Here is a 21,627-nt window from a genome sequence, read left to right on the forward strand (position 1 = left end):
GAACCCGCTCCCACAGGGACCCCACCAGCTGAAGGAATGCGCCATACCTGTGGGAGCGGGCGCGCCCGCGAACACCGGCCCAGCCGGTGCCATCCACCGCATCGCCTGCTTCGCGGGTGAACCCGCTCCCACAGGGGCCCCACCAGCTGAAGGAATGCGCCATACCTGTGGGAGCGGGCGCGCCCGCGAACACCGGCCCAGCCGGTGCCATCCACCGCATCGCCTGCTTCGCGGGTGAACCCGCTCCCACAGGGACCCCACCAGCTGAAGGAATGCGCCATACCTGTGGAAGCGGGCGCGCCCGCGAACACCGGCCCAGCCGGTGCCATCCACCGCGTCGCCTGCTTCGCGGGCATGCCCGCTCCCACAGGGGCCCCACCACCTGAAGGAATGCGCCATACCTGTGGGAGCGGGTTTACCCGCGAACACCGGCGCAGCCGGTGCCATCCACCGCGTCGCCTGCTTCGCGGGTGAACCCGCTCCCACAGGGGCCCCACCACCTGAAGGAATGCGCCATACCTGTGGGAGCGGGTTTACCCGCGAACACCGGCGCAGCCGGTGCCATCCACCGCGTCGCCTGCTTCGCGGGTGAACCCGCTCCCACAGGGACCCCACCAGCTGAAGGAATGCACCATACCTGTGGGAGCGGGTTCACCCGCGAACACCGGCGCAGCCGGTGCCATCCACCGCATCGCCTGCTTCGCGGGCATGCCCGCTCCCACAGGGGCCCCACCACCTGAAGGAATGCGCCATACCTGTAGGAGCGGGTTTACCCGCGAACACCGGCGCAGCCGGTGCCATCCACCGCGTCGCCTGCTTCGCGGGTGAACCCACTCCCACAGGGTCACTTCCAGGTGACAAAGTGCGCCGTGCCTGTGGGTTTCCAGTGTCCAGACCAATGGCTGGCTTGCTTTTACCGCTCCACGGGCATAGCGTTCGGAGGTTTTCTTTTCCGTGCCCAGGAGCAACTCCATGTACACCGGCATCGTCCAGGCCGTCCGCCCTCTGCTTGATGTGACCACCTACCCGGGCCACAACCAGTTCACCATCGACCTCACCCCCGAACTGCTCGACGAGCTGAAGATCGGCGCCAGCGTCAGTGTCGAAGGCACCTGTCTGTCGGTCACCGAGATCAACGGCACCCAGGTCAGGTTCGACGCCATGACCGCCACCCTCGAGCGCACCAACCTGCGCAACTTCAAGGCCGGCCAGGGCGTCAACATCGAACGCTCGGCGAAGATGAACGCCGAAGTCGGCGGCCACCTGATGGCCGGCCACATCGCCACCACCGCCGAAATCGTCGAGCTGTCGATCAAGGAAACCGGCGCCTTCATCAAGTTCCGCATGCCAGCGGAATGGGGCAAGTACGTATTCCCGCGCGGTTTTATCGGGGTCAACGGCTGCAGCCTGACCGTAGCCGATGTCGAGAACAACGTGATCACCATCAACCTGATCCCGGAAACCCTGCGCCAGACCACCTTTGCCAGCTACAAGGCCGGCGAACTGCTCAACATCGAAGTGGACCACCAGACAATGGTGCTGGTCGATGTAGTGGAGCGCACGATCAAGAGCACCCTGGCCCGCGAAATGCCTCGCTGAGTTCCCGAGGATGCTGCCCAACACCCTCCCCGCGCGCACTGCCAAGCGGCTGCGCCTGCAGATTCTGCGTGGTCGTGTCGGCCTCGGCCTGGTCGCCGGCCTGTCCGTACTGGCCGGCATGACCGATGCCATCGGCCTGCTGGCGCTGGGCGACTTCGTGTCATTCATGAGTGGCAACACCACGCGTCTGGCCGTCGCCATCAGCGATGCGGACCTGGCCCTGGTGCTGCGCCTGAGTGCTGCAGTGCTGAGCTTCGTCATCGGCAACGCCCTGGGCGTGCTGCTGGCGCGCGCGTTCCGCCGTCGGGCCTGGCCGGTGCTGCTGGTGGTCGCCGCCCTGCTGGGCTTTGCAGCCGCATGGCCCTTGGCAGCGACCTTGCCCGCGCTGCTCGCCGCCACACTGGCCATGGGCATGATCAACGCCGTGGTCGAACAGGTGAACGGCCTGCCCATCGGCCTGACCTACGTCACCGGTGCCCTGTCACGCTTCGGTCGTGGGCTGGGGCGCTGGCTGCTGGGCGAGCGGCGCAATGGCTGGCGGGTGCAACTGGTGCCTTGGGCCGGCATGCTGCTGGGCGCCGCGCTGGGGGCCTGGCTGCAGCACCACCTGGGCCTGCAGGCGCTAGCCGGCAGCTGCTCGCTGGCCTGCGTGCTGGCCCTGGTGTCGCGGTTCATTCCACGGACGTGGCAGCGTGGCTACATGCCACACTGATCACTCGATGCGCGGGTGCTGCTGCACCAGCAACTTGCGCTTGGCCTCCAGTTCGGCAATCTGCGCATCGATGTCCTCTATCCTTTGCTCGATGTTGTCGTGGTGCTCCTGCAGCAGCTCACGCGCTTCCTCGATATCCGATGCTGCCGGTGCCGCGCCGCGCAGCGGCTTGTTGGCGGTTTCCTTCATGGTCAGGCCGGTGACCAGCCCCACGGCGGCGATCACCATCAGGTAATAGGCCGGCATGTACAGGTTGCCAGTACTTTCCACCAGCCAGGCGGCGATGGTCGGGGTGAGGCCGGCGATCAGCACCGAGATGTTGAAGGCGCTGGCGAGGGCGCTGTAGCGGATATGCGTGGGGAACATTGCCGGTAGCGTCGAGGCCATCACGCCGATGAAGAAGTTCAGCAGCACGGCAATGATCAGCAGCCCGGCAAAGATCACCCCCAGTACGCCGCTGTTGATGAGCATGAATGCCGGAATGGCCAGCGCAAACAGGCCGACGCTGCCGACGATGATGAACGGTCGGCGGCCGAACTTGTCGCTGAGCAGCCCGATCATCGGTTGCACGAACAGCATGCCGACCATGATCGCGATGATGATCAGCACGCCATGGTCTTCGCTGTAGTGCAGGTTGTGCGACAGGTAGCTGGGCATGTACGTGAGCAGCATGTAGTAGGTGACGTTGGTGGCGATCACTACACCGATACAGGTCACCAGGCTGCGCCAGTGTTGGGTGGCGACCTCCTTGAAGGACACCTTGGGCCCGGACGCCAGGCCTTCGCGGTCGCCCTGCTCCAGTTTGTCGACATGCTGCTGGAAAGCCGGCGTTTCCTCCAGAGCATGGCGCAGGTACAGGCCGATGATGCCCAGCGGCAAGGCGAGGAAGAACGGCAGGCGCCAACCCCATTCGAGGAACTTTTCCTCACCCAGCACCGTAGAGATCAACACCACCACACCGGCACCCAGCACGAACCCGGCAATCGAGCCGAAGTCCAGCCAACTGCCGAGAAAACCCCGTTTTCGGTCCGGGGCATATTCGGCGACGAAGATCGACGCGCCGGTGTACTCGCCCCCCACCGAGAAGCCCTGGGCCATCTTGGCCAGCAGCAACAGGATCGGCGCCCAGATACCGATGCTGGCATAGGACGGTATCAGGCCGATGGCAAAGGTGCTGAGCGACATGATCACGATGGTCGCAGCGAGGATTTTCTGCCGCCCGAACCGGTCGCCCAAGGCGCCGAAGAACAGCCCGCCCAGAGGCCTGATCAGAAACGGCACCGAGAACGTGGCCAACGCCGCGATCATCTGCACGCTGGGGTCGGCATTGGGGAAGAAAACCTTGCCCAGGGCGTAGGCGACGAAGCCGTAGACGCCGAAGTCGAACCACTCCATGGCATTGCCCAGTGCCGCCGCGGTGATTGCCTTGCGCATCTTGCCGTCGTCGACGATGGTGATGTCCTTCAGGCCGATTGGCTGGATGCTTTTCTTGCGAGGTTTCATGTCCGTATCCCTGTCGATGAATGCTCTAAGGGATGAGATACGACGGGACACTAAATAATTCAGCGCTTACGGGTTTTTTGTGTTTCTCCTCTTCGGTTGCTGCACAGGCAAAGAAAAGCCGCTGCGATGGCAGCGGCTTGCATGGGCAACGGCTCGCGGTCAGATGCCTTCGCGGGCCAGGTCCATGGCGAAGTAGGTGAGGATCAGGTCGGCACCGGCACGCTTGATCGCGCCAATGCTTTCACGCACCACCCGGCCTTCATCGATGGCGCCAGCCAGGCCACCGAACTTGATCATCGCGTACTCGCCGCTCACCTGGTACGCCGCCAGCGGCAGGCGCGAGGCGGCACGGATATCGGCGATCACGTCGAGGTAGGCACCGGCCGGCTTGACCATCAGTACATCGGCGCCTTCCTGCTCGTCGAGCAGCGACTCGCGCACGGCTTCGCGGCGGTTCATCGGGTTCATCTGGTAGCTCTTGCGATCGCCCTTCAGCGCGGTACCACCGGCTTCACGAAACGGGCCATACAGCGACGAGGCGAACTTGGTGGAATAGGCCATGATCGCGGTGTCGTGGAAGCCGGCACCATCCAGCGCGCTGCGGATGGCCTGGACCTGGCCGTCCATCGCCGCCGACGGGGCAATGAAATCGGCACCTGCAGCAGCGGCGATGACCGCCTGCTTGCCCAGGTTGGCCAGGGTGGCGTCGTTGTCCACACCGTGGTCGTGCAGTACGCCGCAGTGGCCGTGGCTGGTGTATTCGCAGAAGCAGGTGTCGGACATCACCACCATTTCCGGCACGGTGTCCTTGCAGATGCGTGACATGCGCGCGACCAGGCCGTTTTCGTTCCAGGTGTCGCTGCCGACGGCGTCCAGGTTGTGCGAAACGCCAAAGGTCATCACCGACTTGATACCAGCGCGGGCATAGCGCTCGATTTCCTGGGCCAGCAGCTTCTCGGGGATGCGGTTGACGCCCGGCATGCTGGTGATCGGCACGAAGTCATCGATACCCTCTTCGACGAAGATCGGCAGGATCAGGTCTTCAAGGCGGAACTCGGTTTCCTGGAAGATCGTGCGCAGGGACTCGTTCTGGCGCAGGCGGCGTGGACGAACGGACGGGAATTGGTTGGACATGACAGCTCCAGGGAATTTGAACGGCGTATACCTTATGCCTGTCGCGCGCCAGTGAAAAGGCCGGATGACGAGATATTGTCTTGCGTCAAAGGCAATGGCTGCATTTTTCCTGTGCCGGCCTCTTCGCGGGTAAACCCGCTCCCACGGGATTCGCGCTGTACTTGTGGGAGCGGGTTTACCCGCGAAGAGGCCAGTGCAGGCAACCTATTACTGCAGCCAGGGCGGCGCAGGCTCCTCTGCCCTGGCCACACCGGCCTCAGCCTCGGCCCGCGCGGCTCGCCGGCGCGCATCATCCAGCCGGGCCGCATCGATCTCGCGCATCACCCCGGCCACGTCAGCCGCATGCTCGTCATCCTCGAACAACCCCGTCAGTGGGCTGTCCGGGCGCAGTTCGCCCGCCTCGTACAAGGCCCACATTTCCTGCGCATACCGGGTACTTTTCAGCTCCGGCGCAAAGCGCCCGAAATAATGGGCCATGTTGGCCACATCGCGCTGCAGCATGCTGAAGGCATGGTTGTTGGCCGCTGCATCCACCGCTTGCGGCAAGTCGATGATCACCGGCCCGTCCGGGCCAAGCAGCACGTTGAACTCCGACAGGTCGCCGTGCACCAGCCCGGCACACAGCATCAGCACGATCTGGCGAATGACGAAGGCATGGTACGCCCGGGCTTCCTCGGCTTCGAGGTGTACGTCGTTCAGGCGCGGGGCCGCGTCACCGTCGGCATCGGTCACCAGCTCCATCAACAGCACGCCGTCCTGAAAATCGTAGGGCCTGGGAACCCTCACGCCAGCGCCGGCCAGGCGGAACAGCGCCGCCACTTCGGCGTTCTGCCAGGCGTCTTCGGCTTCCTTGCGGCCGTACTTGCTGCCCTTGGCCATGGCCCGGGCCTGACGGCTGTTGCGAACCTTGCGGCCCTCCTGGTACTCGGCAGCCTGGCGGAAACTGCGCTTGTTGGCTTCTTTATAAACCTTGGCGCAGCGCACCTGGCTGCCACAGCGCACCACATACACGGCGGCTTCCTTGCCACTCATCAACGGCCGCAGTACTTCGTCGACCAGGCCGTCTTCGATCAGGGGTTCGATTCTTTTGGGTGTCTTCATCAGGCTGCGTTCGGGGTCCTGGCTGTGATGGCGGACATCCTCTCACAGCCTGATGCGACTTGCTCGTCTGTCTTCAGGCCGAGCGACTCAAGCGCCCTGCCCTACGCTGCCAACCACCGCCTCGCGCGCCCGGCGCCGTGTGACCAGAAGGCCCGAACACACCACCAGTACCGCCAGCACCATGGTCGATACTACTTCCAGACGGTGATCCGGGCGGAACAGCATCAGTACCAGCACGCCGCTGATGAACAGGATCACGCCCCAGGTCAGCCATGGGAACAGCCACATGCGGTAGCCCAACGTCTTGCCCTGTGCAGTCAGGCGCTGACGCAGGCGCAGCTGGGAAACGGCGATCACCAGATACACCAGCAGGGCAATGGCGCCGGAGCTTGCCATGAGGAAGCCGAACACCTTGGCCGGGACCAGGTAATTGGCAATCACCGCCAGGAAAGCTGCGCCTGTGGACAGCAGCACAGCCACCACAGGGGTGCCGCTGCGGCTGGTCACCTGGGCACAGGCCGGCGCATCACCGCGGCGGCTCAGCGAGTAGACCATGCGCGAAGCGGTATACAGCGACGAGTTGAGGCAACTGGTCACCGACGTCAGCACCACGAAGTCGATGATGGCCTTGGCATTCGGCACGCCCAGGGTGTCCAGCACCGTGACATAGGACCCTTCGGTGGCCAGGCGCGGGTCAGTCCACGGCACCAGCGCGATGACGATGAAGATCGACAGGATATAGAACAGCGTGATCCGCCAGATCACCGAGTTGGTGGCCTTGGAAATATGCTTGCCCGCTTCATCCGATTCGGCTGCGGCAATGGTCACCACTTCGGCGCCGAGGAACGAGAACATGGTAATCAGCATGGCGCTCAGCACCGCACCAAAACCGTTGGGCATGAAGCCGCCACTGTCCCACAGGCGGGACACGCCGCTGACACCGGAGCCTGGCAGCAGGCCGAAGATGGCGCATACCCCTAGCGCGATGAAGCCGACAATGGCCACCACCTTGACCAACGCCAGCCAGAACTCGAACTCACCGTAGTTCTTCACGCTGAACAGGTTGGTGGCGGTCAGCAACAGGGTAATCACCAACGACAAGACCCAGATCTCCAGCTGCGGGACCCAGGAGTTGATGATGGTGGCGGCGATATTGGCCTCGATGGGGATGATCAGTACCCAGAACCACCAATACAGCCAGCCGATGGTGTAGCCGGCCCATTTGCCGATGGCGAGGTCGGCATAGGTAGAGAACGAACCGGTGTCCGGTGAAGCAACGGCCATTTCGGCCAGCATGCGCATCACCAGCACCACCAGCGCGCCGGCCAGGATATAGGCCAGGATGGTGGCGGGCCCTGCCTCGGCAATCGCACGGCCGGAGCCGACGAACAGGCCGGCACCGATCACGCCGGCAATGGACAGCATGGTGACATGCCGGGATTTCAATCCATGACTCAAATTGTTCTTGTGGGTTTGCATGGCGCTACCTTGTTGTTTTTGTCATGCCCACGCTGGGGCCGCCGGCTTGCACGTCACCGACGCAGGCGCGAAAAAGCCCGCCCTGCCCCAGATGGTGAGTAGGGCAGTACGGGTTGAGGAAAACGAAACCGCAGGGCGTATTACGGGTAGGTCAGCCGGCAGCCCGCTGACGAGGCGCCAGGTCGGCCTTGGGGAAACTGCCGCCCTGGCGACCGACCTGCTCGCATACCTTGTCGACGATGTACGCGCCGATCGGGATGGCGGAGGTGGCGGCCGGCGACGGTGCGTTGCACACGTTGACGCTGCGAGCGGTGTTGACGAACAGGAAGTCGTCGATCAGCTTGCCGTCACGCGATACGGCCTGGGCACGCACGCCGGCCGGATAAGGCGTGAGGTCGGCCTTGGTGATGCTCGGGCAGTATTTCTGGACCTGCTTGAGGTAACCACCCTTGAACAGCGAGTTCTTCATCTCGATCAGGCCTGGGCGGAAGTTCTTCGCCAGCACCTTGAGGATGCCGGGGGTGGTCAGGGTCTGGAACAGGTCGGCTGGGCTGACATCGCGCTTGCGGTAACCCTCGCGCTTCATTGCCAGCACGGCGTTGGGGCCAACGGTCACGGTGCCGTCGATCATGCGAGTCAGGTGCACCCCCAGGAACGGCATGGACGGGTCGGGAATCGGGTAGATCAGGTGGTTGACGATCTGGTTGTGCTGCTTGGGCAGCAGGTAGTACTCGCCACGGAACGGGCAGATGACGAACTCGGTCCGCAGGCCCAGCATGCTCACCACGCGGTCGGCCATCAGGCCCGAGCAGGTCACCAGGAAACGGCTGCGCAACTCATCGTCATGATGGTCGCCACGCGTGCGCACGACCACTTCGCTGGCCAACTCCTGCAGGCCGACCACCTCGGCGCCATAGCGGATCTCACCGCCGGCGCGCTGGAACTCGGCGCCCATGGCCGCAGTCACTTCGGCGTAATTGACGATACCGCTGGAGGGCACGAAGATGCCGCCCATGCCAACGATATTGGGCTCGCGCTCGCGCAGTTCGGCCGCCGACAGCCAGTAGCGCTCCAGGCCATTGGCCGCGGTGCGCTCCCACAGCGCCTTCATGCGCTGCATTTCCAGGTCGTTGGTAGCCACCAGCAGCTTGCCGCATTCATCGAAGCGGATACCGTGCTGGGTGCAGAAAGCCTTGGTGGCCTTGTTGCCTTCCAGGCAGAAGCGCGCCTTGAGGCTGCCGGGGGTGTAATACACGCCGGCGTGGATCACGCCGCTGTTGTGGCCGGTCTGGTGGCGGGCCGGGCCGGACTCTTTCTCCAGCAGGAGAATCTTCGCATCCGGGTAGACCTTGATCAGGTGCATGGCCGTGGACATGCCCACAATGCCACCGCCAATGATGATGAAATCGTACACAGCCTTACCTCACACGCAGGCATTGCCTGACTGGCTCACCAAGGCCCGCGCGGGCCCTGGTGGCATCGTTTTGTGCAAAGACGCGTGGGCGGGCGCCCGCCCCGCGCCCTGTCATTATTGCCCGCGCTGGTACAGCGGTTTGGGGAAGGCCACGTAACCGCGCTGGCGCATCAGCTCGCGGCGCAGGCCTTCGTGCGGCGTGAAGCGGTCGCGGCCATGCAGCCAGAACAGGTTGTTGATCAGCAGGAAGCTACCCACACCGACCGGTACCGAAAGCTTCTTCTCGCTGCCTTCCAGCGATTCGGACAAGGCGTTCAGCCAGATGCCCTCCTCGTAGTTTTCCGGCTGCACGAACTGGTCGATGTAGCGCATGGTCGGGCGGCCTTCGGCATCGGTGTCGAATACCGAGTGGAACACATCTTCGGACACCTTCTTGCTCGGCGGTGCGGTCCAGCGCATTTCGCGACGGGCCAGCGGGTGGCGGAAGAATTCGTCGCACTGCTCCCAGTCGTCCAGGTGCAGCAGCAGCGAGTTGCCGCCTTCCATGTTCTTTTCGTCGATCTTCAGCATCAGCACGTAGTCGGTGATCTGGTTGACGAAGGTGCCGTCGTTGTGCAGCTCCATGACCCGGTGCGGCTGGCGCAGGTAGCTGTCGGAGTTGTCGGTGTTGACCACCACGAAGCGGGCATAGAACTGGCCGCTCATGGCGTCGTAGTTGGAGCGGCCGATCAGGTGTGCGCAGGCGGTGGTGAACTTGACCATGTCCTCGGCCTGGCTCACGTCATCCAGGCCGACCGGGGTGATCAGCATGCCGCCGCTGGCGCGGTTGAGGATGGTATTGAGCAGCACCGGCCGCAGGGTGCCCTGGCACAGCTCGTCGAGGATCTCGCCAACCCGGAAGCGCAGGAACGACTTGTACTCCAGCGCCTGCACCGGCCACTGGGCAACAGCCTGGACGAACGCTTCGACCGTTTCGCGGGCAAAGGTGAGCTCAAGCAGGCGCGGCGACTGTTTCGAAGGGGCGATGGTGTAACCACGCGGCTCGAGCGGCAGTGGCATCACAAGTTCGTCGATCTGCGTAAAAGCGTTCATGGCAGTGTCCTGGCAGAAAAAATGAGTAGCGCCGTCCGGGCATGACCTGGATCAGTGCGGGCGAGCTAAAATTATCGCCATAAACGCAAAATGTCTACATTTTTATTTTTCAAAGACAGAATGTGTTTTTGTCCATTGTTTTTCGCCGGCGAACGCTTTCGGTATGATCGACAAAACCGTTTGAGGAACAGGACCTTGGAAGCGCTCGCCCCCCGACAAAACTCAGCATTCAGCGGGTATGAGAGGCTCAAGAAGGACATCATCCGCGGCGTGTTCAAACCCGGCGAAAAGCTGCTGATGAGCACCCTGAAGGAGCGCTACGACCTGGGCGTGGGCCCGCTGCGCGAAGCACTGTCGCAGTTGGTGGCCGAGCACCTGGTCAACGCGATCAGCCAGAAGGGCTACCGTGTGGCGCCCATGTCGCTGGACGAGATGAACGACATCTACGATGCCCGCGCCAACCTGGAGGCGATGATCATCACCCTGGCCATCGAGCGTGGCGACGACGCCTGGGAGGCGTCGGTACTGGCCCACTCGCATACCCTGGCCAAGGTGGTGGAAGTGAAGACCCGCGAACAGCGCCTGGATGTGTGGGACGAACGGCACAAGGCATTCCACACGGCCATTGCCTCGGGCTGCGGCTCCAAGCACCTGCTGCAGGCGCGCACTTACCTGTTCGACCAGGCCGAGCGCTACCGGCACCTGTGGCTGACCCAGACGGTGTTTTCCGAACAGGCCCTGGAACTCAAGCGCCAGGAGCATGCGGCCCTGGTGGAAGTGATTCTGGCCCGGGACGCCAAGCGCGCCAGCGCCATGATGCGCTCGCACCTGATGACTCCGGTGCCGATCATTGCGCAGATCATGCATGCCGAGGGTATCGGCGCACGTTGAAAGACCGCGGCGCCTGCTTCGCGGGTAAACCCGCTCCCACAGGGATGTCACCGCCCTTGGGGGTGACGCTGCACCTGTGGGAGATTCTATGGTTTTCAGCAAGCCAGTTTCGCGCCTTTAGTGACGTATTCGTCCTGATTTTTCATCAGGGCGAATGCCACCCGCGCGAGCTTTCTTGCCAGGATTACCAACGCTTGGGTTGTTGCTTTACCACTGCTCCGATGCTGTTCGTAAAGCCCTTTCCAGGCTGCCGATCTGCTGGCCGCCATCGCAGCGTTGTGCAATAAGCGACGAATTTCTGAACAACCTCGCTTGGTGAGGCGACGTCGCCCATTCTTCTGTCCGGAATCACTGACTCGTAAATCCATTCCTAGGAATGCAATGTACGAGTCACTGCTTTTGAACTCGCCCCTTGTAAAAGCCATCACCAATGCTGCGGCGGTGAGAAAACCAATGCCCTCTACTGCCTGGCAGCGAGCGACTTGTTCCTGCAGCCCAGCGTCTCGCAGTACTTCTTTAATCTTCTTTTGAATCAACTGATCCAGCCGATCTATCGACTTCACAAAAGTTTCGAAGGCGGCTTTCAAAAGGCTTTCGTTAGCCCAGCTCTGAGTCATTGCAGTACGAGCAGTCACCAAGGCGGCTCTGCGTCGCAAGAGGCTCTGAAGCTTGCCGTAGACAGCGGGAGGCGGGCTCCAAGGGCGAAGGTCCTCGCCTTCATTTTTTAAAAAACGGGACAGCAACCGAGCATCGGAGGGGTCGGTTTTAACCCGTCCCCCAACACTCTTCCGGTAGTTGCTCAATTGAAAACCATCGATGACATAGACCTCGAAGCCTAGGCTGTGGGCCAATTCAACCAGGTCCAAGTGATAGACGTTGGTCGCCTCAACAGCGATAGCGGTGTTGAGGGGTTGTTGCTTGAGCCACCTTCTGATCTCGAGTTTGGAGTTTTTGAGCCTGATGATCTCGTCGCGATCATCGTGGTGGATAACCAGCTCAGCTTTCGCGACATCCGCACCCACGATCAACTTACCTACCTGCATTGCCATGGGCCGCTCCTCACGTTATGGTTTTTCGGCTTGAAGGGGTTTCACCAAGAGGCGCTGGCTTGTTTCTATCGTCGCTTGCAAACGATGCATTCTTTATCGGCGCTTTGGTGGAAGGGGTGGGGCGATGTCTCCCACGGTCTGTACTGCTGTGAACAGTCAGAATCGGGCATTTAGTCCCACCACCCCTTCAAGTCTAACCATACAAGCGGGTTTACCCGCGAAGAGGCCAGTGCAGGCAAAACACGCCAGATGAATTTTTCTTAAATCGCCGTTTGGCTATTCTTTGGCACAATCAAGTCTCCATTAGATGCCCGGGAACCAGCATGCCTCGCGTACTGACCATCGAAGACGACGCCGTCACCGGCCAGGAAATCGTCGCCGAACTTACCAGCCACGGCCTTGAGGTGGATTGGGCCGACAATGGCCGTGAAGGCCTGGCCAAGGCCATTGCCGGCGGCTACGACCTGATCACTCTGGACCGCATGCTGCCCGAGGTCGATGGCCTGACCATCGTCACCACGCTGCGCAACCTCAAGATTGCCACGCCGATCCTGATGATCAGCGCCCTCTCCGACGTCGACGAGCGGGTGCGCGGCCTGCGTGCCGGGGGTGACGACTACCTGACCAAACCGTTCGCCTCCGACGAGATGGCCGCGCGGGTCGAAGTGCTGCTGCGCCGCAACAGCGTGCCCATGACCCAGACCCGCCTGCAGGTCGCCGACCTGCAACTGGACCTGATTAGCCACGAAGCCCGCCGTGGCGAACAGACCCTCAACCTGCTGCCCACCGAATACAAGCTGCTGGAGTACCTGATGCGCCATAGCGGCCAGGTGATCACGCGGATGATGATTTTCGAGGAAGTCTGGGGCTACCACTTCGACCCGGGCACCAACCTGATCGACGTACACATCGGTCGCCTGCGCAAGAAAATCGACTCGCCCGGCCAGTCGCCGCTGATCCGTACGGTACGGGGCTCCGGCTATGCCATTGCTGAACCCGTCTAAGGGCTGGAGCTCCTCGACCAGCCGCCTGCTGGCGCTGTACAGCTTTCTGTTCGTGGCCTGGAGCAGCATCCTCATGGGGGTGCTGTACTTCGAGGTGTCCAGCTACCTGAACAAACTCACCCGCCATTCGATGCTGCAGCGCCAGCACCTGTTCGCGCACATGAGCGGCAAACAGCTGGACGACGCCCTGGTCGCCAGCCAGGCCTTCGAGGAACGCAGCTTCGACGCCTACGGCCTGTTCGACAACCAGCTCAACCCGATCGGCGGGCGCATTCGCGCCATCCCGCCAGAGCTGGGGCTGGACGGCAAGGTTCACGAACTCAAGCGCTGCCTGGACGCCGACGACCCGCACATGCCGCGTGACAGCTGCGACGCGGTGGCGATCAAGGTGCAGGATGGCCGCTGGCTGGTGCTGGTGCGCGACAACGGCTCGCTGTTCGTGGTCACCCGGATCATCCTGCATGCCCTGCTTTGGGGGATCTCGCTGACCCTGATCCCGGGCTTTGCCGGCTGGTACCTGCTGAGGCGCCGCCCACTCAAGCGCATCCGCGCGATCCAGGCCCAGGCCGAACTGATCGTCGCCGGTGACCTTACCCACCGCCTGCCGCTGTCGGCCCGGCGCGACGAGCTGGACATGCTGGCGGCCATCGTCAACGCCATGCTCGACCGCATCGAGCGGCTGATGCATGAGGTCAAGGGCGTGTGTGACAACATCGCCCACGACCTGCGCACCCCGCTCACGCGCCTGCGCGCCCAGCTGTACCGCATTCGCCAGCAAAGTGACGCTGACTCCACCCAGGCCGAGGCACTGGACCAGGCCATTAGCGAAACCGACACCCTGATGGCGCGTTTTCGCGGGTTGTTGCGCATCAGCGAACTGGAAGACCGCCAGCGGCGGGCCGGTTTCGTCCAGCTTGACCCGCACGAGTTGCTGGTCGAGCTGCACGACTTCTACCTGCCGTTGGCAGAAGATGGTGGCATCCGCCTGGAACTGCAGCAGCCGGCCGAACTGTCGGCATTGCATGGTGACCGCGAACTGCTGTTCGAGGCACTGGCCAACCTGGTGGGCAACGGCATCAAGTTCACGCCCGAGGGTGGGCTGGTGCGGATAACGGCGACGCAGGACGACAAGGGCCTGCACCTGGCCATCGAGGACAGCGGGCCGGGTATTCCGGAAGAGGAACGGGCGGCAGTGCTGAAGCGCTTCTACCGTAGCGATGAAGGCCACCGCCATGCGGGGTTCGGGCTGGGTTTGTCGATCGTTGCGGCGATCGTCGACCTGCATGGGTTCGGACTGGAGGTGGGGGAAAGCGAGCTGGGTGGGGCCAGGTTGGTGTTGCACTGCCCGCTTGTGGGCCTGGCCAAATAGAAACGGGGCCGCTTTGCGGCCCATCGCGACACAAGGCCGCTCCTACAGGGATTACGCAAGCATTGAATGCGGCGCTATTCCTGTAGGAGCGGCCTTGTGTCGCGATGGGCTGCAGCGCAGCCCCCTTTAAACCGATCAGTCGGCCAGACGCCAGGTAGTCCCACCCTTGCCGTCTTCCAGCACCACACCCATGGCGGTCAGCTGGTCGCGAATGCGGTCGGACTCGGCCCAGTTCTTGTCCGCACGCGCCTGCAGGCGAGCCTGGATCAAGCCCTCGACCTCAGCGGCATCCACCTTGCCTTCGGCACCGGCACGCAGGAAGTCATCGGCTTCCAGCTGCAGCACACCCAGCACATCACCCAGCTCGCGCAGGCGACCGGCCAGGCCGGCAGCAGCCTCGACGTCGCTTTCGCGCAGGCGGTTGATCTCGCGCACCAGGTCGAACAGCACGGCGCAGGCTTCGGGGGTACCGAAGTCGTCGTTCATGGCCACGCTGAAGCGCTCGACAAACTCTTCACCACCCTTGGCCGCTACCCGTGGCAAGCCACGCAGGGCGTGGTAGAAGCGCTCCAGCGCGCCCTTGGCATCGCGCAGGCTGTCTTCCGAGTAGTTGATCGCGCTGCGGTAGTGGCTGGCCACCAGCAGGTAGCGCACCACTTCCGGGTGATACTTCTCGAGCACGTCGCGAATGGTGAAGAAGTTGTTCAACGACTTGGACATCTTCTCGCCATTGATACGAATCATGCCGCAGTGCATCCAGGCGTTGGCGTACTGCTTGCCGGTGGCCGCCTCGCTCTGGGCAATCTCGTTCTCGTGGTGCGGGAACTCCAGGTCGCTACCGCCGCCGTGGATGTCGAAGCTTTCACCCAGGCAGCAGGTGGACATCACCGAGCACTCGATGTGCCAGCCCGGACGCCCCGGGCCCCATGGCGACTCCCAGCTCGGCTCGCCCGGCTTGACGCCCTTCCACAGCACGAAGTCCAGCGGGTCCTGCTTGGCTTCGTCGACCTCGATACGGGCACCGATGCGCAGGTCTTCGATCTTCTTGCGCGACAGCTTGCCGTAGCCGACGAACTTGCCGACGCGGTAGTACACGTCACCATTGCCCGGGGCATAGGCATAACCCTTGTCGATCAGGGTCTGGATCATCGCGTGCATGCCGGCGATATGGTCGGTGGCACGCGGCTCCTGGTCCGGCGGCAGGATGTTCAGGCGGCGCTCGTCTTCGTGCATCGCGTCGATCATGCGGGCGGTCAGGGCGTCGAAGCTTTCGCCGTTCTCGTTGGCCCGGTTGATGATCTTGTCATCGATGTCGGTGATGTTGCGCACGTAGGTCAGCTCGTAGCCGCTTTTGCGCAGCCAGCGGGTGACCAGGTCGAAGGCCACCATGCTGCGGCCATGGCCCAGGTGGCAGTAGTCGTACACGGTCATGCCGCACACGTACATGCGCACCTTGTTGCCATCCAGCGGCTTGAAGGTTTCCTTCGTTTTGCTCAGCGTGTTGTAGATGGTAAGCACGGCGGTTCCTCAGCTGCCCCAGGAGTCACGCAGGGTGACAGTGCGGTTGAACACCGGGCGGCCCGGCTGGCTGTCCTTCAGGTCGGCGCAGAAGTAGCCTTCGCGTTCGAACTGGAAACGGTCCTCGGGCTGCGCCTGGGCCAGCGACGGCTCAGCGCGGCAGCCGCTGAGCACTTGCAGCGAGCCTGGGTTGATGTTGTCCAGGAAGCTGCCGCCCTCCTCGGTCTTTTCCGGGTTCGGCGAGCGGAACAGGCGGTCGTACAGGCGCACTTCGCACTCAACGCTGCCCTCGGCCGGCACCCAGTGGATCACGCCCTTGACCTTGCGGCCTTCCGGGTTCTTGCCCAGGGTGTCCGGGTCGTACGAGCAGCGCAGCTCGACGATGTTGCCGTCGGCATCCTTGATCGCCTCGTCGGCGCGAATCACGTAGCTGCCGCGCAGGCGCACTTCACCGGCCGGTTCCAGGCGCTTGTAGCCCTTCGGCGGCTCTTCCATGAAGTCGTCGCGGTCGATGTACAGTTCACGGGAGAACGGCAGCACGCGCACACCCATGTCTTCCTTCGGATGGCGCGGCAATTCGAGCTGCTCGACCTGGCCTTCCGGGTAGTTGGTGATGACCACTTTCAGCGGGCGCAGCACGCACATGGCGCGCGGTGCGGTGCGGTCCAGGTCGTCACGGATGCTGAACTCGAGCATCGACATGTCGACCACGCCGTCGGAACGGTTGGTGCCGATCATTTCGCAGAAGTTGCGGATCGAAGCCGGGGTGTAGCCACGGCGACGGAAGCCGGACAGGGTCGACATGCGTGGGTCGTCCCAGCCTTCGACGTGCTTTTCGTCTACCAGCTGCTTGAGCTTGCGCTTGGACGTGATGGTGTAGTTCAGGTTCAGGCGGCTGAACTCGTACTGGCGCGGGTGCGCCGGCACCGGCAGGTTGTCGAGGAACCAGTCGTACAGCGGACGATGGCCTTCGAACTCCAGGGTGCAGATCGAATGGGTGATGCCCTCGATGGCGTCCGACTGGCCGTGGGTGAAGTCGTAGTTCGGGTAGATGCACCACTTGTCACCGGTCTGGTGGTGGTGGGCATGGCGGATACGGTACAGGATCGGGTCGCGCAGGTTCATGTTCGGCGAGGCCATGTCGATCTTGGCCCGCAGCACGCGCTCGCCATCCTTGAACTCGCCGGCCTTCATGCGGGCGAACAGGTCGAGGTTCTCGTCAACGCTGCGCTCGCGGAACGGGCTGTTCTTGCCCGGCTCCTTGAGGTTGCCACGGTATTCCTTGGCCTGCTCGGGGGTAAGGTCGCAGACGTAGGCCTTGCCACGCTTGATCAGCTCGACCGCCCAGTCGTGCAACTGGTCGAAGTAGTCGGAGGCGTAGCGCACATCGCCGGCCCAGTCGAAGCCCAGCCACTTGACATCGCTCTGGATGGCGTCGATGTACTCCTGGTCTTCCTTGGCCGGGTTGGTATCGTCGAAACGCAGGTGGCAGACGCCCCCGAATTCCTTGGCCAGGCCGAAGTTGACGCAGATCGACTTGGCGTGACCGATGTGCAGGTAGCCATTGGGCTCCGGCGGGAAACGGGTGACGATGCTGCTGTGCTTGCCCGAGTCCAGGTCGGCCTGGATGATCGGCCGCAGGAAATTCGCAGGGACAGCGGGGGCGCCTTTGGCAGCGGCGTTGGGCGCGTTGTCGGCAGTGGGCTTGCTCATAGGATCCTTGAATGCACGTGTCCGGCCTGGGTAGGCCGATTGAATCAAAGGGCCTATCATAGCCGAAGCAGTCAAGCTGCTGACAGTCGGGCCCGGACAAACTGGCGTGATTTATCACGGCTTTTTGCCGCAGCCTGGCAAAATGGCCAGTGCGCGCCATGTGTCGCGATCGCCTGATCCTGCGTCAGGTGATGACCCGCGCCCTGCGCACCCTAATTCCGATTGCCTTGAAAGAGCGAGTTTCAGCATGTCCAAAGTCAAACTGAGCACCAACCACGGCGACATCGTCCTGCAACTGGACGCCGAGAAAGCGCCGCTGACTACCGAAAACTTCGTTCAGTACGTCAAGGACGGCCACTACAATGGCACCGTGTTCCACCGCGTGATCAAGGGCTTCATGATCCAGGGCGGCGGCTTCGAGCCTGGCATGAGCCAGAAGAAGACCCGCGCCAGCATCCAGAACGAAGCCGACAACGGCCTGAAGAACAAGAAGTACAGCATCGCCATGGCCCGTACCATGGAGCCGCACTCCGCCTCGGCGCAGTTCTTCATCAACTCGTCCGACAACGACTTCCTCAACCACAGCGGCAAGAACGTTCAGGGCTGGGGCTACGCGGTATTCGGCGAAGTGATCGAAGGCCGTGAAATCGTCGACGCCATCGAAAAGGTCGCCACCGGTTCCAAGGCTGGCCACCAGGACGTGCCGAAGGACGACGTGATCATCGAGAAAGCCGAGATCGTTGAGTGATCCTGCTGATCTCCGATCTGCACCTGCAAGAAGAACGCCCGGACATTACCCGGGCGTTTCTTGATCTGCTCGATGGCCGTGCCCGCCACGCCAAGGCGTTGTACATCCTTGGCGACTTTTTCGAAGCCTGGATCGGCGACGATGCCATGACGCCCTTCCAGCAGTCGGTCTGCCAGGCCATGCGTCGGCTGAGCGACAGCGGCACGGCCATCTATCTGATGCATGGCAACCGTGATTTCCTGATCGGCCAAGCCTTCTGCGACGCTGCGGGCTGCACGTTGCTGCACGACCCCAGCGTGATCGAGCTGGGTGGCGAGCAGGTGCTGCTGATGCATGGCGATACCTTGTGCACCCGCGACCTGGCCTACATGAAAATGCGCCGCTTGCTGCGCAACCCGCTGAGCCTGTGGGTGTTGCGGCACCTGCCGCTGTCGGCCCGCTACAAGCTGGCACGCAAGCTACGCAGCGAAAGCCGCTCGCAAACGCGGATGAAGTCCACCGAGATCGTCGATGTCACGCCAGAGGAAGTGCCGAAGGTAATGGCAGCGCATGGTGTACGTACCTTGGTGCATGGGCATACCCATCGGCCGGCGATACACAAGCTGGTGGTCGATGGGCAACCGGCACGGCGTATCGTGCTGGGCGACTGGGACCGCCGTGGCTGGGCCTTGCAGGTTGACGAGCAAGGCTTTCAGCTGGCGCCGTTCGAGTTTTCCTGACCAACCGAGTCGCCTTCTTCGCGGGTAAACCCGCTCCCACAGGTATCGTGCTGCTTGCAGCCCTGGTGCAGCACCTGTGGGAGCGGGTTTACCCGCGAAGAGGCCGGCACAGGCTTATACCTCAAGGCCGGCTGACCACCGCCCCCTTGTCCCCCTCACTGATCACCAGTTCCCGGTACTCCGGGTCAGCCTTGATCTGCGCCTCGGTAAACGGAATCACCGCCAGTTGCCCGGCTGCAAACGCCTTGGTCTGATCACCGGCATGCACCGAAGCCGCTTCACTGGACTGGGAAAACGCCAGCAGCCCACGGGCCTCTGGCCCCTGGTCGGTAAAACTGACCAGTTGCAGGTAGCTGGTACCACTGACCACCAACCGCTTGCCCTGCCCATGCGGCACGCTGTAGATCGCGTTGTACACGCCCAACGCCTGCGGGCCACCCGGCACCGGCGTACCATCGCCCGCCTGTTGCACCTGCCCCCAACGCACCTCCCCTGCCATACCGCTGTCACGCACCTGCTCGAGCGACGCCAATGCGGCCTGATGCAACAGCTTGCGCACGGCCGCCTGCTCGACCGCCAACCCGCGCGGGGTATGCTGCGGATCGGCAGGGTCAAAGGCCACCCGCCAGCTTTGCGGGTGCTCGGCCAGGGCATCGTACAGGTTCTGGAAATGTATCAGCCCAATGCCACTGTCCAGGTCAGCCTTGCCATTCCAGGCCGCCAGGCTGCTGCATACGGCCCGCACATCCGCGTCGGCGCCCTTGCACCACTGCAGCAGGTCAGGCAGTAGCAGGCTGGCCAGGTAGACCTCGTCATCGGTCACCATGCGCTGCAGGTCGTCAGCGCCCAGGCGGGCCGTACCCTGCAGGCGTTGCAGGGCAAAGCGGCCACGCATGCCCAGCGGCTGGTCACTGCGGCTGACCAGCGGCGAATAACCGGTCAGCGGCTGCGCCGGGTTGGCCATCCAGGCCGGGTCGTTGGAGTTCTGCACGAAATCTTCGCGTTCCAGGCTCGGCAGAAGCCGCGCAGGGAAAATCCCCGGCTGTGCGGCCTGCGCATCGACCTTCCACTGGCACGCGCTGCGGGAGCCATCCAGTACTACCAGGCGCCCTTGTGCCTGCGGGTTGCTGCACGTGCTCAGCAGTTGCTGATCCACATAAGGCACCACTGACTGGTTCAGGTACAGGGCCTTGCCAGCCTGGTCCACCGACAGTGTGTTGACCCAGGGGATGCCCTGCAGCTGTTCGATCGAGCGTTTCAACGCCACCAGGCTGTCTGCATGGTTGATCTGGTACCACTGCTGCAACACCCGGGTGTTCTCGAGGTTGGCGTCGCGCAGGCTGTAGGCAGCATGTGCATCCCAGTCCAGGCGCCCCGGCCATTGCACCACCGGGCCGAATTGCGAGCTGTAGACCTGGCGCTGCACCTGGCTCAGGCTGCCATCCTCGGCCTTTACCGCAACACTGACGGTTTGCCGGGCCAACGGCAGCGACTTGCCATCGAGCAGGTAGCGGGTCGGGTCCTTGGGGTCGAGTTGCAGGCGGTACAGGGTGAAGTGATTCGACGTATCGACGGTGTGCGTCCAGGCCAGATGCTGGTTGAAGCCGATGTTGACCACCGGCAGGCCCGGCAATGCCGCCCCCATCACATCGAGCTGGCCGGGAATGGTCAGTTGCATCTGATAGAAACGCATGCCCCCCATCCACGGGAAGTGCGGGTTGGCCAGCAACAGACCACGGCCATTGGCCGAACGCCGGGCCCCGACAGCCACCGCATTGCTACCGCGCTCCGTGGCAAAACGCTGTTGCCTGGCCAGCGCCGCGGCAAACCCTGCCGGCGCCGGCTGGCTGGCCTGCATTGGCGGTTGCGCCCCGGCCAGCGCTTCGACGAACTGCCCGACACCGCCTTCGGCGAGCAGCCGACGGGTCAGCCTGACCAGGTCCTCGCTGCTTATCGGCCGCAGCCACTCGCCGGTGCCACATTCGGCGGGCAACCCTTGGCTGCGGCGCTCGGCCAGCGCCCGGTTGAACCCGCTGGCATAACCTGCCAGCAGCGCCCGTACCGGTGCCGGCTGCGCCTGCAAGAACGCATCGACTGCCGCCGGAGTGTTGAGCCAGGTGAAGAATACGTCGCTGGCCAGATTGTCACGCTGCTCAAGGGTCTTGCCCTTGGCACCGAAGTAGCGTGAGCGCTCGCCACTCACGGTCAGCACTTCATTGGCCAGCAGGCACAAGTTGTCCTGGGCGTAGGCGTAGCCGATGCCATAACCCAGGCCGCGCTCGTCCTTGGCCACGATGTGCGGCACACCGTAAGTGGTTCGGCGAATCTGCGCACTGGCATCGGCTGCGGCGGACTGCACCGGCACTGCGCCAACGCTGAAGGCTACCAGGGCGGCGGCCAGGCCAGCGCAAGTCATGGGACGGGAAAGTGGAAACACAGGCACTCCTCGGCTTCGGGGATCATCCCGATCAGACGAATGGCCAAATGAAAATTTTACGTATTACAAGGCAATGGAACGTCTTGAACAGAACCAGATTTTTTTTGCGAGTGGGCTGCAGTTTTTCCGTTCTCATTCGTCCTAG

Annotated in this window: 17 protein-coding genes; 7 read left to right on the forward strand and 10 right to left on the reverse strand. The window is 63.0% G+C overall.

Features of this window, described 5'->3' with window-relative positions; translation table 11 throughout:
* Positions 1 to 972: 972 nt before the first annotated feature.
* Together KDB76_RS16985 and KDB76_RS16990 are read left to right on the forward strand one after the other, a co-directional pair.
* Positions 973 to 1,599 carry a riboflavin synthase gene (locus KDB76_RS16985; RefSeq protein WP_013972897.1) on the forward strand — a complete coding sequence of 209 codons (627 nt, stop codon included), beginning with the start codon at positions 973 to 975 and terminating at the stop codon, positions 1,597 to 1,599.
* A 10-nt stretch (positions 1,600 to 1,609) separates the two neighbouring features.
* Positions 1,610 to 2,311 carry a YoaK family protein gene (locus KDB76_RS16990; protein ID WP_013972898.1) on the forward strand — a complete coding sequence of 234 codons (702 nt, stop codon included), beginning with the start codon at positions 1,610 to 1,612 and terminating at the stop codon, positions 2,309 to 2,311.
* Here KDB76_RS16990 and proP read toward each other — a convergent pair whose 3' ends face one another.
* The 6 genes from proP to glaH form a co-directional block, all read right to left on the reverse strand.
* Positions 2,312 to 3,814, reverse strand: coding sequence for a glycine betaine/L-proline transporter ProP (gene proP / locus KDB76_RS16995; protein ID WP_038409740.1), 1,503 nt, complete (start codon positions 3,812 to 3,814; stop codon positions 2,312 to 2,314).
* Positions 3,815 to 3,973: 159 nt separating this feature from the next.
* Positions 3,974 to 4,948 (reverse strand): porphobilinogen synthase, encoded by a 975-nt coding sequence (gene hemB / locus KDB76_RS17000; protein WP_013972900.1) that lies wholly within the window; start codon positions 4,946 to 4,948, stop codon positions 3,974 to 3,976.
* A 207-nt stretch (positions 4,949 to 5,155) separates the two neighbouring features.
* Positions 5,156 to 6,049, reverse strand: a complete 894-nt coding sequence (locus KDB76_RS17005; RefSeq protein ID WP_013972901.1) for a PA4780 family RIO1-like protein kinase — start codon at positions 6,047 to 6,049, stop codon at positions 5,156 to 5,158.
* Between the two features lie 87 nt (positions 6,050 to 6,136).
* Positions 6,137 to 7,528: a GABA permease gene (gene gabP / locus KDB76_RS17010; RefSeq protein WP_023661037.1), complete on the reverse strand. Its 1,392-nt coding sequence runs from the start codon at positions 7,526 to 7,528 to the stop codon at positions 6,137 to 6,139.
* Between the two features lie 151 nt (positions 7,529 to 7,679).
* Positions 7,680 to 8,942: an L-2-hydroxyglutarate oxidase gene (lhgO, locus tag KDB76_RS17015; protein ID WP_003260140.1), complete on the reverse strand. Its 1,263-nt coding sequence runs from the start codon at positions 8,940 to 8,942 to the stop codon at positions 7,680 to 7,682.
* Positions 8,943 to 9,056: 114 nt separating this feature from the next.
* The gene (glaH, locus tag KDB76_RS17020) at positions 9,057 to 10,034 is read right to left on the reverse strand and encodes a glutarate dioxygenase GlaH (RefSeq protein WP_013972903.1); all 978 of its coding nucleotides are present in this window, start codon (positions 10,032 to 10,034) and stop codon (positions 9,057 to 9,059) included.
* Between the two features lie 195 nt (positions 10,035 to 10,229).
* On the opposite strand from glaH, the gene csiR reads away from it, so the two are divergent.
* The gene (gene csiR / locus KDB76_RS17025; protein WP_015270630.1) at positions 10,230 to 10,925 is read left to right on the forward strand and encodes a DNA-binding transcriptional regulator CsiR; all 696 of its coding nucleotides are present in this window, start codon (positions 10,230 to 10,232) and stop codon (positions 10,923 to 10,925) included.
* A gap of 95 nt (positions 10,926 to 11,020) precedes the next feature.
* Here the strand turns inward: csiR and KDB76_RS17030 are convergent, their stop codons facing one another.
* Complete coding sequence (locus KDB76_RS17030) at positions 11,021 to 11,974, reverse strand: IS110 family transposase (protein WP_013970314.1); 954 nt, start codon at positions 11,972 to 11,974, stop codon at positions 11,021 to 11,023.
* Between the two features lie 323 nt (positions 11,975 to 12,297).
* On the opposite strand from KDB76_RS17030, the gene KDB76_RS17035 reads away from it, so the two are divergent.
* Positions 12,298 to 12,978: a response regulator transcription factor gene (locus KDB76_RS17035; protein ID WP_013972905.1), complete on the forward strand. Its 681-nt coding sequence runs from the start codon at positions 12,298 to 12,300 to the stop codon at positions 12,976 to 12,978.
* Positions 12,956 to 14,347, forward strand: coding sequence for an ATP-binding protein (locus KDB76_RS17040; RefSeq protein ID WP_013972906.1), 1,392 nt, complete (start codon positions 12,956 to 12,958; stop codon positions 14,345 to 14,347). The genes KDB76_RS17035 and KDB76_RS17040 overlap by 23 nt, the downstream gene beginning before the upstream one ends.
* A 135-nt stretch (positions 14,348 to 14,482) precedes the next feature.
* Here KDB76_RS17040 and cysS read toward each other — a convergent pair whose 3' ends face one another.
* The gene (gene cysS / locus KDB76_RS17045) at positions 14,483 to 15,865 is read right to left on the reverse strand and encodes a cysteine--tRNA ligase (protein ID WP_013972907.1); all 1,383 of its coding nucleotides are present in this window, start codon (positions 15,863 to 15,865) and stop codon (positions 14,483 to 14,485) included.
* A 9-nt stretch (positions 15,866 to 15,874) separates the two neighbouring features.
* The gene (locus tag KDB76_RS17050; protein WP_013972908.1) at positions 15,875 to 17,578 is read right to left on the reverse strand and encodes a glutamine--tRNA ligase/YqeY domain fusion protein; all 1,704 of its coding nucleotides are present in this window, start codon (positions 17,576 to 17,578) and stop codon (positions 15,875 to 15,877) included.
* Positions 17,579 to 17,825: 247 nt separating this feature from the next.
* On the opposite strand from KDB76_RS17050, the gene KDB76_RS17055 reads away from it, so the two are divergent.
* The gene (locus KDB76_RS17055) at positions 17,826 to 18,326 is read left to right on the forward strand and encodes a peptidylprolyl isomerase (RefSeq protein ID WP_003259195.1); all 501 of its coding nucleotides are present in this window, start codon (positions 17,826 to 17,828) and stop codon (positions 18,324 to 18,326) included.
* Positions 18,323 to 19,045 carry a UDP-2,3-diacylglucosamine diphosphatase gene (locus KDB76_RS17060; protein WP_013972909.1) on the forward strand — a complete coding sequence of 241 codons (723 nt, stop codon included), beginning with the start codon at positions 18,323 to 18,325 and terminating at the stop codon, positions 19,043 to 19,045. Before KDB76_RS17055 ends, KDB76_RS17060 begins: the two co-directional genes overlap by 4 nt.
* 121 nt (positions 19,046 to 19,166) lie before the next feature.
* On the opposite strand, the gene KDB76_RS17065 is transcribed toward KDB76_RS17060, so the two are convergent.
* Positions 19,167 to 21,482: an acylase gene (locus tag KDB76_RS17065; RefSeq protein ID WP_038409741.1), complete on the reverse strand. Its 2,316-nt coding sequence runs from the start codon at positions 21,480 to 21,482 to the stop codon at positions 19,167 to 19,169.
* Positions 21,483 to 21,627: the final 145 nt, after the last annotated feature.

This window comes from Pseudomonas sp. JS425 (assembly GCF_018223845.1).
Classification (GTDB): Bacteria; Pseudomonadota; Gammaproteobacteria; order Pseudomonadales; family Pseudomonadaceae; genus Aquipseudomonas; species Aquipseudomonas asiatica.

Bases quoted from the DNA above. Each gene is read 5' to 3' on its own strand.
- KDB76_RS16990 (WP_013972898.1), top strand. From the start codon at position 1,610: ATGCTGCCCAACACCCTCCCCGCGCGCACTGCCAAGCGGCTGCGCCTG.
- KDB76_RS17005 (WP_013972901.1), bottom strand. From the start codon at position 6,049: ATGAAGACACCCAAAAGAATCGAACCCCTGATCGAAGACGGCCTGGTC.
- hemB (WP_013972900.1), bottom strand. From the start codon at position 4,948: ATGTCCAACCAATTCCCGTCCGTTCGTCCACGCCGCCTGCGCCAGAAC.
- proP (WP_038409740.1), bottom strand. From the start codon at position 3,814: ATGAAACCTCGCAAGAAAAGCATCCAGCCAATCGGCCTGAAGGACATC.
- KDB76_RS17050 (WP_013972908.1), bottom strand. From the start codon at position 17,578: ATGAGCAAGCCCACTGCCGACAACGCGCCCAACGCCGCTGCCAAAGGC.
- KDB76_RS16985 (WP_013972897.1), top strand. From the start codon at position 973: ATGTACACCGGCATCGTCCAGGCCGTCCGCCCTCTGCTTGATGTGACC.
- glaH (WP_013972903.1), bottom strand. From the start codon at position 10,034: ATGAACGCTTTTACGCAGATCGACGAACTTGTGATGCCACTGCCGCTC.
- KDB76_RS17055 (WP_003259195.1), top strand. From the start codon at position 17,826: ATGTCCAAAGTCAAACTGAGCACCAACCACGGCGACATCGTCCTGCAA.
- KDB76_RS17040 (WP_013972906.1), top strand. From the start codon at position 12,956: ATGCCATTGCTGAACCCGTCTAAGGGCTGGAGCTCCTCGACCAGCCGC.
- KDB76_RS17030 (WP_013970314.1), bottom strand. From the start codon at position 11,974: ATGGCAATGCAGGTAGGTAAGTTGATCGTGGGTGCGGATGTCGCGAAA.
- gabP (WP_023661037.1), bottom strand. From the start codon at position 7,528: ATGCAAACCCACAAGAACAATTTGAGTCATGGATTGAAATCCCGGCAT.
- KDB76_RS17035 (WP_013972905.1), top strand. From the start codon at position 12,298: ATGCCTCGCGTACTGACCATCGAAGACGACGCCGTCACCGGCCAGGAA.